Source organism: Nocardia cyriacigeorgica (assembly GCF_029868385.1).
Classification (GTDB): Bacteria; Actinomycetota; Actinomycetes; order Mycobacteriales; family Mycobacteriaceae; genus Nocardia; species Nocardia cyriacigeorgica_F.
The window spans coordinates 14,248-31,825 of record NZ_JARWNX010000047.1; the positions used below are offsets into that span (position 1 = coordinate 14,248).

Annotated in this window: 5 protein-coding genes; all 5 read left to right on the plus strand. The window is 68.8% G+C overall.

Annotated features, from left to right (window positions below; genetic code table 11):
• The first annotated feature begins 111 nt into the window (after positions 1-111).
• The 5 genes from QH168_RS14110 to QH168_RS14130 are packed head-to-tail and all read left to right on the plus strand — an operon-like array spanning position 112 to position 17,576.
• Positions 112-9,300, plus strand: a complete 9,189-nt coding sequence (locus tag QH168_RS14110; protein WP_280235088.1) for a non-ribosomal peptide synthetase — start codon at positions 112-114, stop codon at positions 9,298-9,300.
• On the plus strand, positions 9,297-14,741 hold the full coding sequence (locus QH168_RS14115; RefSeq protein ID WP_280235089.1) for a non-ribosomal peptide synthetase: 5,445 nt from the start codon (positions 9,297-9,299) through the stop codon (positions 14,739-14,741). Before QH168_RS14110 ends, QH168_RS14115 begins: the two co-directional genes overlap by 4 nt.
• Positions 14,738-15,814 carry a saccharopine dehydrogenase NADP-binding domain-containing protein gene (locus QH168_RS14120; RefSeq protein WP_280235090.1) on the plus strand — a complete coding sequence of 359 codons (1,077 nt, stop codon included), beginning with the start codon at positions 14,738-14,740 and terminating at the stop codon, positions 15,812-15,814. The genes QH168_RS14115 and QH168_RS14120 overlap by 4 nt, the downstream gene beginning before the upstream one ends.
• Entirely contained in the window at positions 15,811-16,824 is a 1,014-nt protein-coding gene (locus QH168_RS14125; protein WP_280235091.1) for a Gfo/Idh/MocA family oxidoreductase, read from the plus strand. The genes QH168_RS14120 and QH168_RS14125 overlap by 4 nt, the downstream gene beginning before the upstream one ends.
• The gene (locus QH168_RS14130; RefSeq protein ID WP_280235092.1) at positions 16,821-17,576 is read left to right on the plus strand and encodes a thioesterase II family protein; all 756 of its coding nucleotides are present in this window, start codon (positions 16,821-16,823) and stop codon (positions 17,574-17,576) included. Before QH168_RS14125 ends, QH168_RS14130 begins: the two co-directional genes overlap by 4 nt.
• The last annotated feature ends 2 nt before the right edge of the window (positions 17,577-17,578 follow it).

The following is a 17,578-nucleotide window of genomic DNA, read 5'->3' on the forward strand; positions in this document are numbered from 1 at the left end:
GATCGCTCGGGGCCGAGTGCCCGTCCGTGCGGTGGGTGCCGGTGTTCGCGTGGTGATCAAGGCGGGTGGTCGCTGGTCGCGGTAGGGCCGGTGACAGGCGGAGGTGTGGAGATGAACGACCTGATGACGGATGAGCCCTGCCCTGGAACGACCGGCACGCTGCGTGAACGGACGATGTCGGGTGTCGTCGACCACTGGGTGTCCGAACGGCCGGAGGCGATCGCGCTGCGCGAGGTCGGGCCACATGGTGCGATCGAGCGAACCTACGGCGAACTGGCCGAGCAGATACACGGCCTCGCCGCCGTCTTCGGCGAATTCGACGCGGGTCAACGCGTTCCGATGGTGTTGCCCGGTGGCGTGGACTACCTCGCCGGATTTCTCGCCGCGGTGCGGGCGGGCCTGATCCCGGTGCCGATCTCCCTGCCGAGCGTGCGGTCGGCCGAACGTGATCTGACCAGGGTGGAAACCATCCTGGCCGATTGCGCGCCCGGCCTCGTCTACACCAGTCCTGATCTGGTGGACGTGGTGACGGCGAATCCGGTGCTGGCCGGGCTCCCGGTGGTCGGCGCGGACGACCGAGGCCATGGCGCCGCCGAGCGTGCGGCCGGAGCGGAAACGGTTGCCTTCCTCCAGTATTCATCGGGGTCGACGGGGCAGCCGAAGGGCGTGATGAACACCCACGCGTCCATCATGCGGCAGATCGACATCATCATCGCCGTATGGAACCGGTCCGAAGACATCCGCACCGTCAGCTGGTTGCCGCTCTACCACGACATGGGCATGTTCTGGGGCGCGCTCGGACCGCTGCTCACCGGTGGTACGGCGACGCTGATCGCGCCGCACGATTTCGTCCGTAGCCCACGGTTGTGGCTGGAATCGGTTTCGCGCTATCGCGGAAACTGGATCGCGGGACCGGATTTCGGCTACCGCCGCTGCGTCGAGGCCTTCGATGACGCCGCGGTCGCGGCATTGGATCTGTCCGGCCTGCATCTGGCGACGAATGGCGCGGAACCGGTGCGCGCCGACACCTTGGACGGATTCACCACCCGGTTCCGTCCCGCGGGACTGCGGGACGCGGTGATGGTGCCGCAGTACGGGCTGGCCGAGGCCGGACTCTGCGTGAGCGGGGCAACCCGGGTTCGGTCGTATGTGCAGACGAGTTTCGAGGTCGCCGAACTCGAGCAGGGTCATGCGATCGAGGCCGCGGCGGATCGTGCCTCCGACGCGCGCGTCCGGACGATGGTCGGCTGCGGTGACGACACCGTCGGCTGGGAGGTGCGCATCGTCGACGCCGAGACCCGGACCGCCCTGCCCGAGGGGCGTATCGGCGAGATCTGGGTTCGTGGAGCCGGACTACCGGCCGGTTACTGGCGCCGCCCGGAGCAGACCGCGCAGACCTTCGGCGCATATCTCGACGACGGCACCGGCCCCTTCCTGCGCACCGGCGACGCCGGGTTCCGGTATCGCGGTGAGCTGTACATCAGCGGCCGGATCCGCGATCTGATCATCGTGGCCGGGACCAATCACTTCCCGAACGATATCGAGGCGACCGTCGAGAACAGCGGTTGCGGAGTCGGGCCGGGTGGCGCGTGTGCGGTGCAGCCGACGGCCGACGCGGGGCAGTGGTGGCTGGTGATCGAAACCAGTGGTGCACCAGAAGATCTCGACGATTTCGCCCGCATCCTCCGGCGGCGGATCCTGGCCGGACACGACACCGCGCCGGACCGGATCGTCTGGGTGGCCGAACGGAGTCTGTCGACGACCACCTCGGGCAAGATCCGCCGCGCCGAGACCCTGCGCCGACTCGAAGCGGGCGAACTCGACATCGTGCACGAGGCGCCGGTGTCGATACCGCAGTCGCACACGGGCCCCACCCCACTCGCCGAGCAACTCGCATGGATGCTGGGGCGTCGGCCCGAGGAACTCGGCCCGGAGACCGATCTGGTCGCGCTCGGCCTCACCTCGATGATGACGGCGCGGATCGTCGAGTGGGCGGCAGCGCGGGCTCGGCGGCTCGACTTCGCCGAGCTCTATCGCGAGCCCACCCTCGCGCAATGGCAGCGGCAGTATGACGACGCACCCACCTACTCCGGGCCGACCGACCCGACCGTTGCCACCCGCGAGCCCACGACCACGGCGTTGCAGCACGCGTATTGGGTGGGTCGCGCGCCCGAACAGCCGCTCGGCGGGGTGGGCTGCCAAACCTATTTCGAACTGACCGGCGCTGCCATCGAACCGTCCGTACTCGCTTCCGCGATCGATGAGCTGGTGCGATGTCATCCGATGCTGCGGGCCCGATTCCCGGCACCGGATCGGTGCCACATCGAGGAGACCGCGCCGCCCTATCGGCTGCCGGTCCATGATCTGACCGCCGCCGCGTCCGGCACGGTCCTCACCCATCTGGCGCAGGTACGTGAACGACTGCGCGGACACCGTTTCGCTGTCGAATCCGGTGAATGCTGGGCCATCGAGCTGACGCGCACCGGCGACCACGCGGTGGTTCATATCGCGATCGATCTGATCATCGCCGACGTGACGGGTATCGGGATCCTGCTCGAGGATCTGGCCGAGCTTTGTCGCGGTGGGTCCGTGTCGCCGAGCCCGATGCCCGTTCCGCAGGTGCCGCCCATCGCTGGTTCGGAACCGACGACGCCACGCGCCCTCCCCGAGGGGCCGCGGCTACCGCGCATCGATGAGTCCGGGCTGGTGTTCGGACGGCACAGTTTCTCCCTGGACGCCCCGGCTACTGCTGCCCTGGATGCCGCCTGCCGTGCGGCGGGCATCACCAGAGCCGCCGCGCTGCTCACCTGTTTCGAGCTGGTATTGCGCCGCTGGTCGGGTGACGACGATTTCCTGGTGACGGTGACGACATTCGGTCGCACCCCCGAATCGGCGCGCACGGTGGGCGATTTCACCGAGACCCGGCTCCAGATCGTCAGCGGAACCGTAGCACCCGATTTCGCCGCCGAAGCCGCCCGGACCCAGCAGGGCCTGCGCAGTGCACTGCACGCCCCACCGGCCGGAACAGTGCTCGGTGACGCGGTCCGCGCGGGCACCGGACATTCGGGTCTGTCCCCGGTGGTGTTCACCTACGCCGCCGACGTTCCGCTGCTGAGCATGGAGACCGCCGAAACGCTCGGCACTGTCACCGAAGTCCGGTCGATGACGCCTCAGGTGCTCATCGATCATCAGGCCTGCACTCTCGGCGAGCATCTCGTGCTGTCCTGGGACTGCCGCGAGAGCTGTTTCCCCGACGGTGTGCTGACGGAGATGTTCGACACCTATCGCGCACTGGTGGTAGGTCTCGCGGAGCGGGACTGGTCCGCCGACGCCACGGTGCGGCTTCCCGATTCGGCGCTCGCGGCCCGCGCCCGGCGCAACGACACCTCGGCTGTCGTTGCGGACGGTGTGCTGACCGACCGCTTTCTCCAGCGCGCCACCGAGGAACCGCACCGCATCGCACTGTGCTGGCAGACAGGCGAATTCGATGAGCTGACGCTCGATCCCCGACTGCTCGACGCGGGTGCGCTGACCTACGGGCAACTCGACGACCACGCTCGCCGGGTCGCCGCCGCACTCGCTGCCGAGCATGAGCCAGGAGCCCTGATCGGCATCCAGTTGCCGAAGGGGCCGATGCAGATCGTCGCCGTGCTCGGCACCCTGCTGGCGGGCTGTGTGTATCTGCCGATCGCGATGGATCAGCCCGCGCAGCGATTCCAGCGGATCTGCGCCGGTTCGGGGCTGGCGGGCGTCATCCGGTACGGGCGCAACCAGCCGCCCGTACCACCGGCGAACGCCGTCGTGCACGATATCGCGGCGATGCTCGACAGCGCGCCGGGCCAACCGCGCCCCGTCGATCCGTCCGGCCCGGCCTACATCATCTACACCTCGGGATCGACCGGAGAACCCAAAGGTGTGGTCGTATCCCATACGGCCGCACTGAATACGGTGGTCGACATCAACCGGCGCAATGAGATCGGCGCCGATGACGCGGTGCTCGCGGTATCGGGGCTCGACTTCGATCTCAGCGTCTACGACATCTTCGGTCCGCTCGCTTGCGGTGCGCGGATCGTCACCCTGTCCGACGAGGCGCGCCGCGACGCCTTCCACTGGCGCCGACTCATCCGCGACCTCGGGGTGACCGTCTGGAATTCGGCGCCGGGACTGATGGAGATGCTGCTCATCGCGGCGGGGGAAACGCCGGGTGCGCTCGACGTGCTGCGCCGGGTGTTCCTGTCCGGCGACTGGATTCCGCTCGATCTGCCGCCCCGGCTGCGGGTCGTGGCGCCGCAGGCCACGCTCGTGGCGATGGGTGGCGCGACGGAGGCCGCGATCTGGTCCAACGAATACATCGTCGACGAGGTGGATCCCGGCTGGGCATCGATTCCCTACGGGTACCCGCTGGCGAATCAGCGGTTCCGCGTGGTCGACCCCGACGGCGCTGATCAACCGACCCATGTCCCCGGTGAACTGTGGATCGGTGGGACGGGCGTCGCGCTCGGATATCACCATGCGCCCGAGCGCACCGCTGAACGATTCGTTCGCGATGCCGACGGTGTGCGCTGGTATCGCACCGGTGATCTCGGCTGCTACTGGGCCGATGGCACCCTGCAATTCCTCGGCCGTATCGACGCGCAGGTCAAGATTCGCGGATATCGGGTGGAATGCGGCGAGATCGAACACGTCCTGCGTTCGCATCCCGCCGTGGACAACGCCGTGGTGGTGCCGATCAGGAACCGTAGCGCCCTCGGTGCGGTGGTGGTCGGCCCGGCGGACGCGGACGTCACCGAGGAGCAGTTGCGCGGCCATGCCGCCCAACAGCTGCCCGGCTATATGACACCGGCGGTGGTGGTGCGGACCACAGATCTGGTGTTGACGAACAACGGCAAGGTCGATCGCCGATGGGCCGAACGTCTGCTGTCGGAGCAGACCACCGCCACCGCGACGACCGGGCCGGATACGACCGTCGAGCGGCTCGTGGCCGAAGTCTGGGCGCAGGTGCTCGACACCGCCGATATCGATGCCGAGACGAACTTCTTCGCGCTCGGCGGCGACAGTCTGCGCGCCACCGTGGTGTGTGCCCGGCTGACCGGGCGCGGTGTGCTGGGCGCGGAGGTGGAGACACTGCTCGGCCGTCCGACGCTGCGGGAGTTCAGCGCCGCGTGCACGATGGGCGCGATCCCGTCGCCGGGCGCGATCGAGACCGGTGACCCCGTGCCTCCGCAGACGCCGTTCCCGCTGACCCGGCTGCAACAGGCGTATGTCCTCGGTGCACAGGGATTGCGCGGGTCGGCGCGCGCCTCGACCGTCTTCACCATCGTTGTCGGCGCGGCCGACGGCAGCCCGATCGATCTCGAGCGCTTCGCGGGAGCGGTGAACGGTTGCGTCGCCGAATTCGACATCCTGCGTTGTCATCTGGACACCGATGTGACCCAATGCGTCGATCCGTGGGTTCAGCCGGTGACCGTCGATGTGGTCGACGGTATCGGCGACGACCCGGACGCACTGCTGCACGCCATGGCCGAGCTGCCGGTGGAACTCGGTGCCGTTCCGGTGATCCGGTGTCTCGCGCCGTCGGGCCGAACCTCGTCGGTCGGCCTGGTGATCAACTATCTGGCCCTCGACGCGCGCAGCCTCGTCACGGTCGTCACCGAGATCATGGATCGGTACGCGGGCACCAACGGCTCCCGCAAGATCGATCCGACCATCGAGGTCTTTCGCGACTACACCGCGCTCGGGAGCGCCGCTGTGGGCGACCGGACCGGGACCGAGGTGTTCCCGCCGCCGAACCTGCCCTCGCACCTCGAATCGGTGGGGGAGACCGTGCGCTTCGCGCGGCGTACGTTCCGGCTGGACCCGGCGCGGTACCGATCGTTGCGTCGGATAGCGGCCGAGCGTCGGGTGACGCCCAACGCCCTACTCTTCGAGGCCTTCACCGCCGCACTGCACAGCATCGGTGCGGGCGATCACTTCGGTATCACGGTGCCGCGCACCCACCGACCGGCGACGGTGAGCGACGAGATCGAGGTGCTCGGTAACTTCACCCGTCTATCCGTATGCACCGCCGACTACCGTGCGCGCCAGCCCGGATCACCCGCCGCCGTGGCCGCCGCGCATGAGCAACTGCGCCGCGCGGCGGGCGCGGCTGCCGATGCGACCGGTGATCTGGCGACCGCCCGGTCGGCCGATCCGGGTGGCTATCCCGTGGTGTTCACCAGCACGCTGGGGATGGGCCGCCACCGGGTAGCCGACGCCGGAGGCGATGCGCTGGTGAAGCTGCGGACGCTCACCCAGACGCCAGGGGTGTACCTCGACTGTCAGATCGAAGACGATGCCGACGGGCTCACGGCCAGCTGGGACGTCGCGGTCGGGACCATCGCCGAAGATGCTCTGGTTCGGGCATTCTCGGCGTTCGAGAACGCAGTGCTCCGGCACCTCGGCGAGAGCTATACCGGCCTTTCCGCGTCCGGCGACAGCGGACCGGAGGCGATCATCTCCGCCGCGCTGGCCGCACTCACCGGGTCCGCGATTCGTCCCGAGTACCGTCGGGTCGTCGACCACTGGCGGAGCGTGCCGCCGGGCCCGCCTGCTGACGCGACCGCTGTGCGTGCGGGCCGACGCCTGGCCGAGATCGTCAGCGGCACGGCCACACCGCACCGCCTCCTCGACGATCCCGAACTGTCCCCGGAGGCGCTGCTGCTGCGCGACCACCGGACCACGGCCTCGCTCACCCAGCTGAGCGAGCGGATCTACGACCACGCCCGCACACTCGGGCGTCGGCTACGGATCGTCGAGATCGGCTCGGGCACCGGCCGCGCGACCGCCGAACTGGCCGCCCGAGTCGCACCGGTCACCGATAGCTATCTCGCCCTGGAGCCGAACCCGATCCTCACCGAGATCGCCACTGCGCGCCCGGTACCCGGCATCGTTCGCTTCGGCGGATGGGACGCATTGGCGTCGGTTACCGAGGTCGATGTGGTGCTCTGCTGCGGCTCCCTGCATCGGACGGAGGGTGCCGCCGCGATTCTCGCCGAGATCGATGTGCATCCGCGCGGGTGGCTCTGGCTGGCCGAGAACAGTGACATCACACCGGCCACCCTGGTGAGCGCGGCGCTCCTGCGCCCGGACGTGCTCGACCCCACCACCACACCGCTGCGCCGCGCCGACCAGTGGTGGCGCTACCTGGTCGACAACGGCTGGCAGCCCTCGTCGATGACCAGTGACGGGCCAGCTGTCATCGTGTTCGCCCAGCGCGCGAGGGGAGGCGGCGTAACCACCGATTCGGCCCCGCGGCGCGAACCAGCGCACGCTGCCGGTGCCACGGAGCTGCCGAGTTCCGTGCTATCGCATGCGGTCCAGTCGGATCCGCTCAGGTCGGGAGGGGTATTGCCGTGGCCGACGTCGACTGGGTCGGCATCTGCACCCGCACCCGCATCTGCTCCCGAGACCACGTTTCGGATCGCATCTGCGCCCCCGTTCACCGCTCCTACACCGCCAGCCGACACGGTCGCCTTCCTGACCACGCTGTGGCGGCGGCATCTCGGCGTCGAGCAGCCGAAGGTGACCGACGACTTCTTCCTGCTGGGTGGCGACAGTCTGGTGGCGACCAGGGTCTATTCGGACCTGCGTGCCGCCGGTTTCGCTGTGGCCATGGTGGATCTGTTCAACCATCCGGTTCTCGGGGAGTTGGCGGCCCGCATCGGCCTCGGGGCCGAACATGCTCCGGGTGATGCTGTGGTGGAGGACATTTCGCCGGAACAGCTGGCGGAGTATCCGCTCACTCCGGTGCAGCGCGCGTATGCGTCCGGCCGGGTGCCGGGATATGTCCTCAGCGGTGTCGCGGCGCACTGCTATTTCGAATTCGCCGTCACCGATCTGGATACCGAGCGCCTGGCCGACGCGGTTCGTGCACTGATCCGCAGGCATCCGGGATTGCGCACCACCATGTCGGCCACCACCGCGACCGTGCACGACACACCGAGGGAACCGGTGCTGCGCGCGCACGCCGATGTCCGGTCCGCGATGCGCGAGCAGGTGATCGATCTGAGCGCGCGCTCGGGTATCGACGTCGGCGTGCAGGTGCTCGATGATCGCCGCAGCCTCGTCGGTATCAGCATGGACAATGCGGTGCTCGACGGCGCGAGCATGATGACCGCGCTCGCCGAACTCGACCACCTCTACGCGGGACGGCCGAGTGCGCAACTGCCCGTCCCGGCGACAACCTTCGCCCACTATGTGCACAGTCATCCGGCGCTGCACCCCGACGCCGACGAAACGGCCCTGCCGCAGCTGCGGGCGAGCCGGGACTATTGGCGGGCGAGGTTCGATACGTTGCCCACCGCACCCGCGCTGGTGGATACCGCGACCCTGGTGGAGATCGAACGACCCCGGTTCGACCGGGTGACGGCCTCGATTCCGAAGCCCCGCTGGCAGCAGCTGTTGCAGCAGTGCCGGGACGCCGGGGTGACATCGGCGGCACTGGTACTCGCCTGCTACGCACGGGAATTGGCGCGCTGGTCGGGTACCGACCACTTCTGCGTCAATGTCACGCTGTTCGATCGAGACCCGTCCATCGGCGGTATCGAGCACGTCATCGGCGATTTCACCTCGCTGGTGTTGCTCGAATGCCGTATGGCGCCCGAGCTGCCGCTGGTGGAGCAGGCCCGCGCCATCCAACGTCAGCTGATGGCCGACCTACCGCATCGGGCCGCCGACGGGGTGTGGTTGCAGCGCGAACTGCTCCGCCATCACGGTTCCCCCGCTGCCGCGACCTTCCCGGTCGTGTTCACCAGTGGCCTCGGATTGCGGGAGATCAGCACATCGGGGGCCCTCAGTTTCGGTGAGCAGGTCTTCGGCGCCTCGCAGACACCCCAGACCCTGCTGGACTTCCAGGTCTGGGAGGACGACGGCGCCCTACGCCTGTCCTGGGATTTCGTCACCCAGGCCATCGCACCGGAGACCGCGGCACAGCGGTTGACCGGTTTGGTCGATGCGTTGACCGGACCGGACCGCGCCGAGGAGCCGACCCGCGCCGAGGAGCCCACACCGTTGGCGTCGGTGCTCACCATCTGCGCCGAAGCGCTCGGCCGCACCCAGCTGGCACCCGATGACAACTTCTTCCAGCTCGGCGCGGATTCAGTCACCGCGACCCGAGTGGTGGATCGGATCGCCAGGGAGGTCAGCCCGGCGGCGTCGCTGCGCATGCTGTTCGCCCATCCGGTGATCGCCGATTTCGTGGAACGACTGACCGCCGCGCAGGCCGACATCGTCGACGCGGATCTCGAGGAAGGGACCCTATGAACCCCGCCGACCTACTGGAGCAGCTCCGAGCCGACGGCGTACAGCTGTGGATCGACGGCGGCGATCTGCGCTTCACCGCTCCGCGTGGCGTATTCGGCCCCGACCGCAAGGCCGCGCTGGTCGCCGTCAAATCCGAGGTCATGGCCATCCTCGCCGCCGAAACCGCGGTGCTGCGCGATCCCGACGGCCGCTACGAACGGTTCCCGCTCACCGATGTGCAGGCATCCTACCTCGTCGGCCGCACCACCGCGTTCCGCTGGGGTGGGGTCGGCTGTCACGGTTACGCCGAATTCGAGATCGACCGCACCCGCGCACAGCCCGACGCCGAGCAGTACCGCGATGCGTGGCACAAGGTCGTCGAACGCCATGACATGCTGCGCTGCGTCGTCCATCCGGACGGATACCAGAGCATCCAGCGTGAACTGGGCGACGGTATGACCATCCACACCAGCGCCTCGGCCGACGAGATCGCTGCGTTGCGCCGCGATATCGCCCACACCCTGGCGCACCGCACCTACACACCGGGCATCGGGCCGATGTACGACGTGGTCGTCACCATCGGACCGGCGGACACGATCGTGCACCTGTCCATCGACCTGCTGATCGCGGATTTCGTGAGCATCGCGATCGTGATGGGCGATTTCGAGCGCTGTCTGCTCGATCCGGCCACACAGCTGCCGCCGCTCGGGTTCGGCTTCCGCGACTACGTGCTCAACCTCACCCGCGCCCAGCACGCACCGGCCGAAACCGCGCGCAGACAAGCCGATCTCGACTACTGGACGAACCGGCTCGACGAGCTGCCGCCGCCGATCGGCCTGCCGCTGCTCGCCGAACAGCCCTCGGCCGCACCGAGTTTCACCCGGCGATCGACCGCAGTGCGCGCCGAGCAGTGGGCGCGATTCACCGCCTGCGCCGCCGAACTCGGCATCACGCCCACCGCGGCCCTGCTGTGCGCCTTCGGCCGGGTACTCGGCCGGTACGGCGACCGCGACCATTTCCTGCTCACGCTCACCACGATGGGCCGTACCCCGTTCGTCCCCGAGGTCGGGCAGATCGTCGGCGATTTCACCGGTACCAGCGTGCTCGAGGTCGATGTCCGCGGCGCCGAACCGTTCTCGGTGGCCGCACGCCGATTGGGTGTGCGACTGTTCGACGATATGGACCACGCCAGGGTCAGCGGTGTCGATATCGTGCGCATGCTGGCGCGCCGCGACGATGAGCGCGGCCAGATGTCGCCGGTGGTTTTCACCTCCACGCTCGGTGTGCGGGAGCAGCGGGAACACGCGCTGTTGGTGCCGCGCCGCGATCACGGGCTGAGCCAGACACCGCAGGTGCTGCTCGACTGCCAGGTCAGTGAGGTCGACGGCGGCATCGAAGTCAACTGGGACAGCCGCGATCACGCCATCGCACCCGAGGTGCTCGATCTCGCGTTCGCGGATTTCACCCGCGTGGTCGAGGAATTGTGCACCGGCTCCGCCGCATGGGAGCGCACCGTGCTGCCGGTGGCCGCGATACCGCAGACCACGGTCGAGGCCACCGCCGCGCCTCGGCTGCTGCACACCGATATTCTCCGGCACGCCGTGCAGACGCCGGAGGCGATCGCACTGCGACGGGCCGATGACGCATATACCTTCGCGCAGCTGGCGGGGGCCGGTCAGGCGGTCGCGGAAGAACTTCGGCGGGCGGGTGTGACGCCGGGCGATCAGGTCGGCGTACAGCTCGCCGCCGGACCACGGCAGATCGCGGCCATCCTCGGTGTGCTGATGGCGTCGGCCGTCTACGTGCCGCTGGATTGCCGGTGGCCCGCGGCGCGGGTGGAGCAGATCAGCGAACAGTGCGATCTCGCCGCCCGCATCGCAGCTGATGACGAGATCGACCGGTTGCTCGCCGACCCGCGGACCTGGTGCCCGGTCTCGTCTGCCACCGCTTCGACGGCGCAGCCACAGGACCCCGCCTATGTCATCTTCACCTCCGGCTCCACCGGCAGACCCAAAGGTGTGGTGATGTCGCATGCGGCGGTGACGAACACGCTCGACGACATCAATGCCCGGTTGAACATCACCGCGGCCGACAGCGTGCTCGCGGTCTCCCAGCACACCTTCGATCTGTCGGTGTACAACATCTTCGGCGTGCTCGGTGCGGGCGGCTGCCTGGTGCATCCGGCCGGTGACCAGCGCGCCGATCCCGAGGCGTGGCAGCGGGCGATCATCGAGCATCGGGTGACGATCTGGAATTCGGTGCCCGCGCAGCTCCAGTTGTTGCTCGACGTCGCCGGTCCGGGCGGGCTGCCGTCGCTGCGCCGCATCCTGCTGTCCGGTGACTGGATTCCGGTCCAGCAGCCACGTCGGATTGCCACGGCGGCGCCGAACGCCGCGACGCTGGCGCTCGGTGGTGCGACCGAGGCGGCGATCTGGTCGATCTGCCACCCCATCGACCCCGACCACACCTACCAGCGCAGCGTTCCCTATGGCACCGCGATGAACAATCAGAGTGTCCGGGTGCTCACGCATCGGGGTGAGCAGGCGGCGCCGTGGCAGATCGGTGAGATCCACATCGGCGGTATCGGTCTGTCCGATGGATATCTCGGTGATGCCGAGCGGACCGCCGCGTCCTTCATCACCCATCCCGAAACGGGTGAGCGGCTGTACCGCACCGGCGATTACGGTCGCACCCTGTCCGATGGCGTGATCGAACTGCTCGGCCGTCGCGACAATCAGGTCAAGATTCGGGGCCATCGCATCGAACTGGCCGAAATCGATGAGGCCTGCGCCGAACTCGCCGGTGTGCGGGAGGCGGTGACCTGCGTGGTGGGGGATCGGCACACGCCGTCGTTGGCGGCCGCGGTCGTCGCGGAAGCGGCCGATGGCGCCGAGCTGTCGCGTCGTCGGAAACGGACCTCAGCGACCGTCGAGACCGCGCGGCTGGCGCATGAACGCTGCACAGCGGGCCTCGATAGCGCTGCCCTGGACCAGTTCATCGAGGCGGCACGCACCACGGCGTTGAACAGCATGTGCGCCGCGCTCGGCACCGTGCTCGATCCCGGTGCCCGCGTCGATGACGCGGAACTCGGCCGCAGGCTCGCGGTGGCGCCGGGCAATCGGCGGCTGCTGCGCCACTGGCTCGATGTGCTCGGAGAGGAGGCGCGCGTCATCCGGCACAGCGATGGTCTGATCGAACTGACCGCGCGTCATGATCTGCGCGACTGTGTCGTCGAGTGGGACCGGGTGCGCGAACTCGGTCGGGCCATCGATTACGGAGACGAGCTGCTGGCCTATGTCGGGCACTGCATCGACGTGCTGCCGCAGCTGTTGTCCGGTGAGGTAGATCCGCTCGCCCTGCTGTTCCCGCACGGCAGCACCGATACCGCTACCGCGGCCTACCGGGACAATCTGATCAGCCGCTACGCCAATGCCATAGTGGTCGCCTCGGTCGTCGCGCACGCCGACCAGCAGCCACTGGGGCGACCGCTGCGCATCCTCGAGGTGGGCGCGGGTGTCGGCGGCACCAGTGCCGAACTCATTCCCGCTCTGGCCGATCACGCTGTCCGCTACACCTTCTCGGATGTGTCGCGGTTCTTCCTCACCCAGGCCGCACAGGACTTCGCCGCCTACGATTTCGTCGACTACGCCCTGTTCGATCTGAACGCTCCCGCCGCCGCACAGGGTTTCGCCCCCGGATCGTTCGACCTGATCGTGTGCGCGAACGTCCTGCACAATGCCGTGAACATCGATGCGAGCCTTTCGGCACTGCATCGCCTGCTGGCTCCCAGTGGCGCGCTGGTGTGCATCGACTCCACCGCCACCAACCATCCGTTGATGATTTCGATGGAATTCAAGGAGGGTCTGGACGGATTCACCGATGCCCGCGCCGGTGCGCATTCGGCATTCCTGAGCCATGCCCAATGGGATGCGGCGCTGGAGCGTTCACCCTTCGACGAGGTATCGAGTTTCCCGCCCGCCGGGCATCCGCTGGAGCGGCTCGGCCAGCATGTGTTCTGGTGCCCGTCGGGTTCGACGGCGCAGACGGTGTATCCCGATGACATCATCGCCGGGCTGGAACGAAAGCTGCCGAGCTACCAGGTGCCACCGCGGGTGACGGTCCTGCCGTCGCTCCCGCTCACCGCCAACGGCAAACTCGACCGCCGTGCACTGGGCGAGGAGTTCGCCCAGCTCGCGACGGCGGCGCGTGATCGGCCGGAGATGGCAGCCGCGGCGGGGCAACTCGAACCCATGCAGGCCCGCATCGCCGAGATCTGGGCCGCCGTCCTCGGCCTGCCCGGTACGGCCGGGCTCACCCCGAGCGCGGACTTCTTCGCCCTCGGCGGCGATTCGCTCCTGCTGGCGCAATGTATCGGCCGAATCCGCCAGGAGATCCCGGAAGCCGCACAGCTGGCCTGGGACGACCTGTTGCGCGCCATGGTGTCGGACCCGACGCTGGCCGCCGCCGCGGCCGCGGTGGGTGGCGCAACCGACCCGGACGGCACGGAAACCGCACCGCGAACCGAATCGCCGCTGGTCTGCCTGGACACCGGCGAACCTCGGCCGGGACAACCGATCACGGTGCTGGTGCACGACGGCAGCGGCGGTCTGGCGCCGTATCAGCAGTTGATCGACGCCCTGCGCGCCGCCGAATCGGACGATATGCGGCTCTACGGCCTGCGCCGCACCGTCGCCGACGGATACACCGAGATCGCGCCGGAGGAGCTGTTCGAAACCCTCGCCGTCCGGTATGCCGCCGCGATCGTCGACCTCGCACCCGGCCGGGTGCATCTGGTCGGGTACTGCATGGGTGGTCTCGTGGCGACCGAGATCGCCAAGATCCTGGAGGAGAGCGGGATCTCGATTGCGCCGGTGACGGTGGTGAGTTCGTACCGGGTGCCGCTCGAGATCGAGGACGATGACGTCCTGGACTACTGCTTCGGCCAGATCATGGGCGCGGGCCCCGAGGCGCTCGGATTGCCCGACGACGACGAGGCGTTCGCGACCGCCTTCACCCGCGCACGCGACCGCCATCCCGAGGCGATCGCGGCCGGTGCCTTGCGCGAGGCCGCCGATCCCGAGCTGGCCGCCGGGCTGGCACGCACCACCGGGCCGCAGCGGTTGCGCGCGCTCGCGGCCTCGGGTGCGGTCGGCGCGGCCTGGACCGAACAATCGTTGACCGACCTGCGCGCGGTCTTCGTGCACAGTCTGCGCGCGGTGGTGCGCGGCGCCCGCGATCCGTTCCTCGGCGACGTCCATTTCCTGCGCCAGCGCGGCGATATTCACTTCCTACCGACCCTCAAGGAGGATATGACCGCCTTCTGGCGGGAGTACACCCTCGGCACCCTGACCGTCACCGATATCGAGGGCAATCACTTCGACTGTCTCGACGGCGACAATGCCGCGGCGGTCGCCGGGCTGCTGCGGACCTCGTGGCAGCAGGTTCCCGAGGCCGTCGGATGACCGCCGTCCTGCTGCTCGGCGGTACCGGCGCTGTCGGGCGCGGCTGCCTGGATGCGCTGCGCCGGACGGCCGATGTCACGGTGACCTTGGCCGGACGCGATGAGCAACGCCTGGCCGCGCTCGCCGACCCCGCGACGACCGTGGTACACGCCGATCTGCGCGCACCCGACCGGATCGCTGATCTGGCCGCCGAGGCCGATGTGGTGATCAACTGCGCCGGTCCATCACATCGCTACAGCGCGGCTGTCGCGGGTGCGGTGATCGCGGCGGGGGCGGCCTACGTCGATCCGGGCGGCGATGACGCACTGCTGGAACGCCTGCGCGCGCAGGCACCGACAGCACCGGTCGTGCTGCAAGCCGGTGTGCAGCCGGGTATTTCGGGTCTGGCGCTGCGTGCGATCGCCGAGCGACTCGACGGTGAGGTAGACGAGTTCACTGTGTGGTGTGGTGGACTGCAACCGCTGACCGCCGCGGCGATCGAGGAGTACCTCGCCAGCCTGCGCGGCGATACGGGCACCGGTACGGTGCTGCGCGGGTCGCGGCGCATGCGCGTTCCGGCGAACTCGATGCCGCGCCCACCCGCGCCGCATTTCCCGGAATCGGCCGTCGCACACATCCATCTCGACGAGGAGACCGCGGCCGTCGCGGCCGCGCTCGGTGTATCCGAGGTGTCCTGGGCGAATGTATCCGACGGCAGCCACACCACCTCGGCGATCGGGCGGCTGCACGCCGAGACCGGGGATCAGCCGCTCACCTCGGACCGGCTCGCGGCCACACTCGCCGCCGCCCGGCTCGATCTGTTCGGTCGCGCACCCTATTTCACGCTGGTCGCGCGGGCCGAAGGACCGAGCGGTGCGGCGTCGTCGACATTCACCTGCACCGACAGCTACGCGGCCAGCGGTGCGGTGGCGGCCGTCGCGGCCCTGAACACGGCGGCGACGCCGATCGGTGTCCACCCGCTGTGGGCTCTCGAGCCGATGCCGTTGTTCGCGGCGCTCGCCGCCGCGGTGCCGGGCCTGCGCATCGACATCGGGACGGACGCCGAAACCGCTGTGGAACAGGGGGCCCTATGAGGAAACGCGCCATCGTCGTCGGAGCCAGTTTCCCCGTCTACGCCGAAGCCCTTGCGGGGCCGGACGCACCGGTCGAACTGATCGGGGTGCTCAGCCGCGGTTCGCAGACCGCCGATGCGCTGGCGAACCGGCTCGGGGTGGCGTCCTATCACCGGATCGAGGATCTGCCGCCGGTCGATATCGCCTTTGTCGTGGTGCGCTCGGGCATCGTCGGCGGGGCGGGCACCGAGATCAGTGCGCAACTGCTGCGGCGCGGTATCCATGTGCTCCAGGAGCAGCCGGTCCACGCCGACGAGATCATGTCCCTGCTCGCGATCGCGCGCAGCTGCTCGGTCCGGTACGCGGTCAACGATTTCTACAGCGCGGTGGCCCCGGTGCGGCAGTTCATCGCGGCGGCGACCGCATTGACCCGGCAGGCGGCGGTGACCTATGTGCACGCGCGGGCCTCGCTCCAGGTGGCCTTCCCGTTGTTCACGATCCTCGCCCAAGTGGTGCCCCGGCTGACGCCGTCGACGATCGAGGCCGCACCCGCGACGGCGGGTCCGTTCACCTTCGGCCGGCTGACGCTCGCGACCGTGCCGGTCGACATCCTGATGCAGAACGAGCTGTGCCCCGAGGACCCGGACAGCCACGCCCGGTTGCTGCACGAGATCACCCTCGGCACCGACGCCGGAGAACTGATCCTCACCCACACCCACGGCAGCACCCGCTGGCAGCCACGTCAGCACCGCACACTGGTCGAACAGGGCGATCGCGCGCTGTCCGATATCGTCGGCACGCCCTACGACCCGACCGTGCACGAGGTGCGGCATGTGCTGTGGCCCGATGCCGTGCGCACAGCGGCAGCCGCGTTCGCCGAGGCGGTCGACCGGCCGCATCCCCTTGTCTCCCAACGTTTCCTGAAGGCGACCCGACTGTGGTCGGAGTTCACCGCCGCGCTCGGCCCGGCCGCATCCATTGCGCCCGCACCGATCCCGCCGGTGGTCGCCGGAGAGCTGATCACCTCATGACCATACGAATCGAACGACTGACCCGATCCGATGCGCGCGGCGGCACCGCGCTGGTGGTATTTCCGCATGCCGGAGGCAGTCCGCGCTACTACGCGCCATGGAGTCTGCTGTCACCGGCGCCGCTGGACCTCCACGGCATCACCTACCCCGGACGCGACCTACTGATCGATGAACCGGTCGCCGACAGCGTCGGCGAACTGGCCGCGGAATGCGCGAGCGCGCTCGGCCCGATCGCGCAGGCGTCCCCGGTCGTATTCTTCGGCCACTCCATGGGCGGGTTCGTCGCCTTCGAGACCGCCCGCGCACTCGAACGCGACGGCATCTCGATCGCCGCGCTGATCGTCTCCGGATGCGACGCCGCCCATCTCGGCACCACCGATCGCTGGCATCTGGCCTCCGATGACGATCTGATCGCCCATATCGCCGCGCTCGACCCTCGCGCGGGCGCGGCGCTGGCGGTGCCCGCGCTGCGCCGACTGTTCCTGCCGACCCTGCGCGCCGACTATCGCCTCTCCGAAACCTACCGCGGACGTATCGATGATTCGGTCGGCTGCCCCGTGCACGCGGTGTACGGGACAGCCGATCCCGATATCACTGCGGGCGGACCACAACGCTGGGAAATGCATGCCCGCAACGAGTTCCAGGTCGAGACCTTCCCCGGCGGGCACTTCTACGTCGCCGAGCACGGCGCGCGGATTCTCGACTACATCGCCAGGGCCGCGGGTCTCGGCGTGCCGCAGAATCACAGGTGATC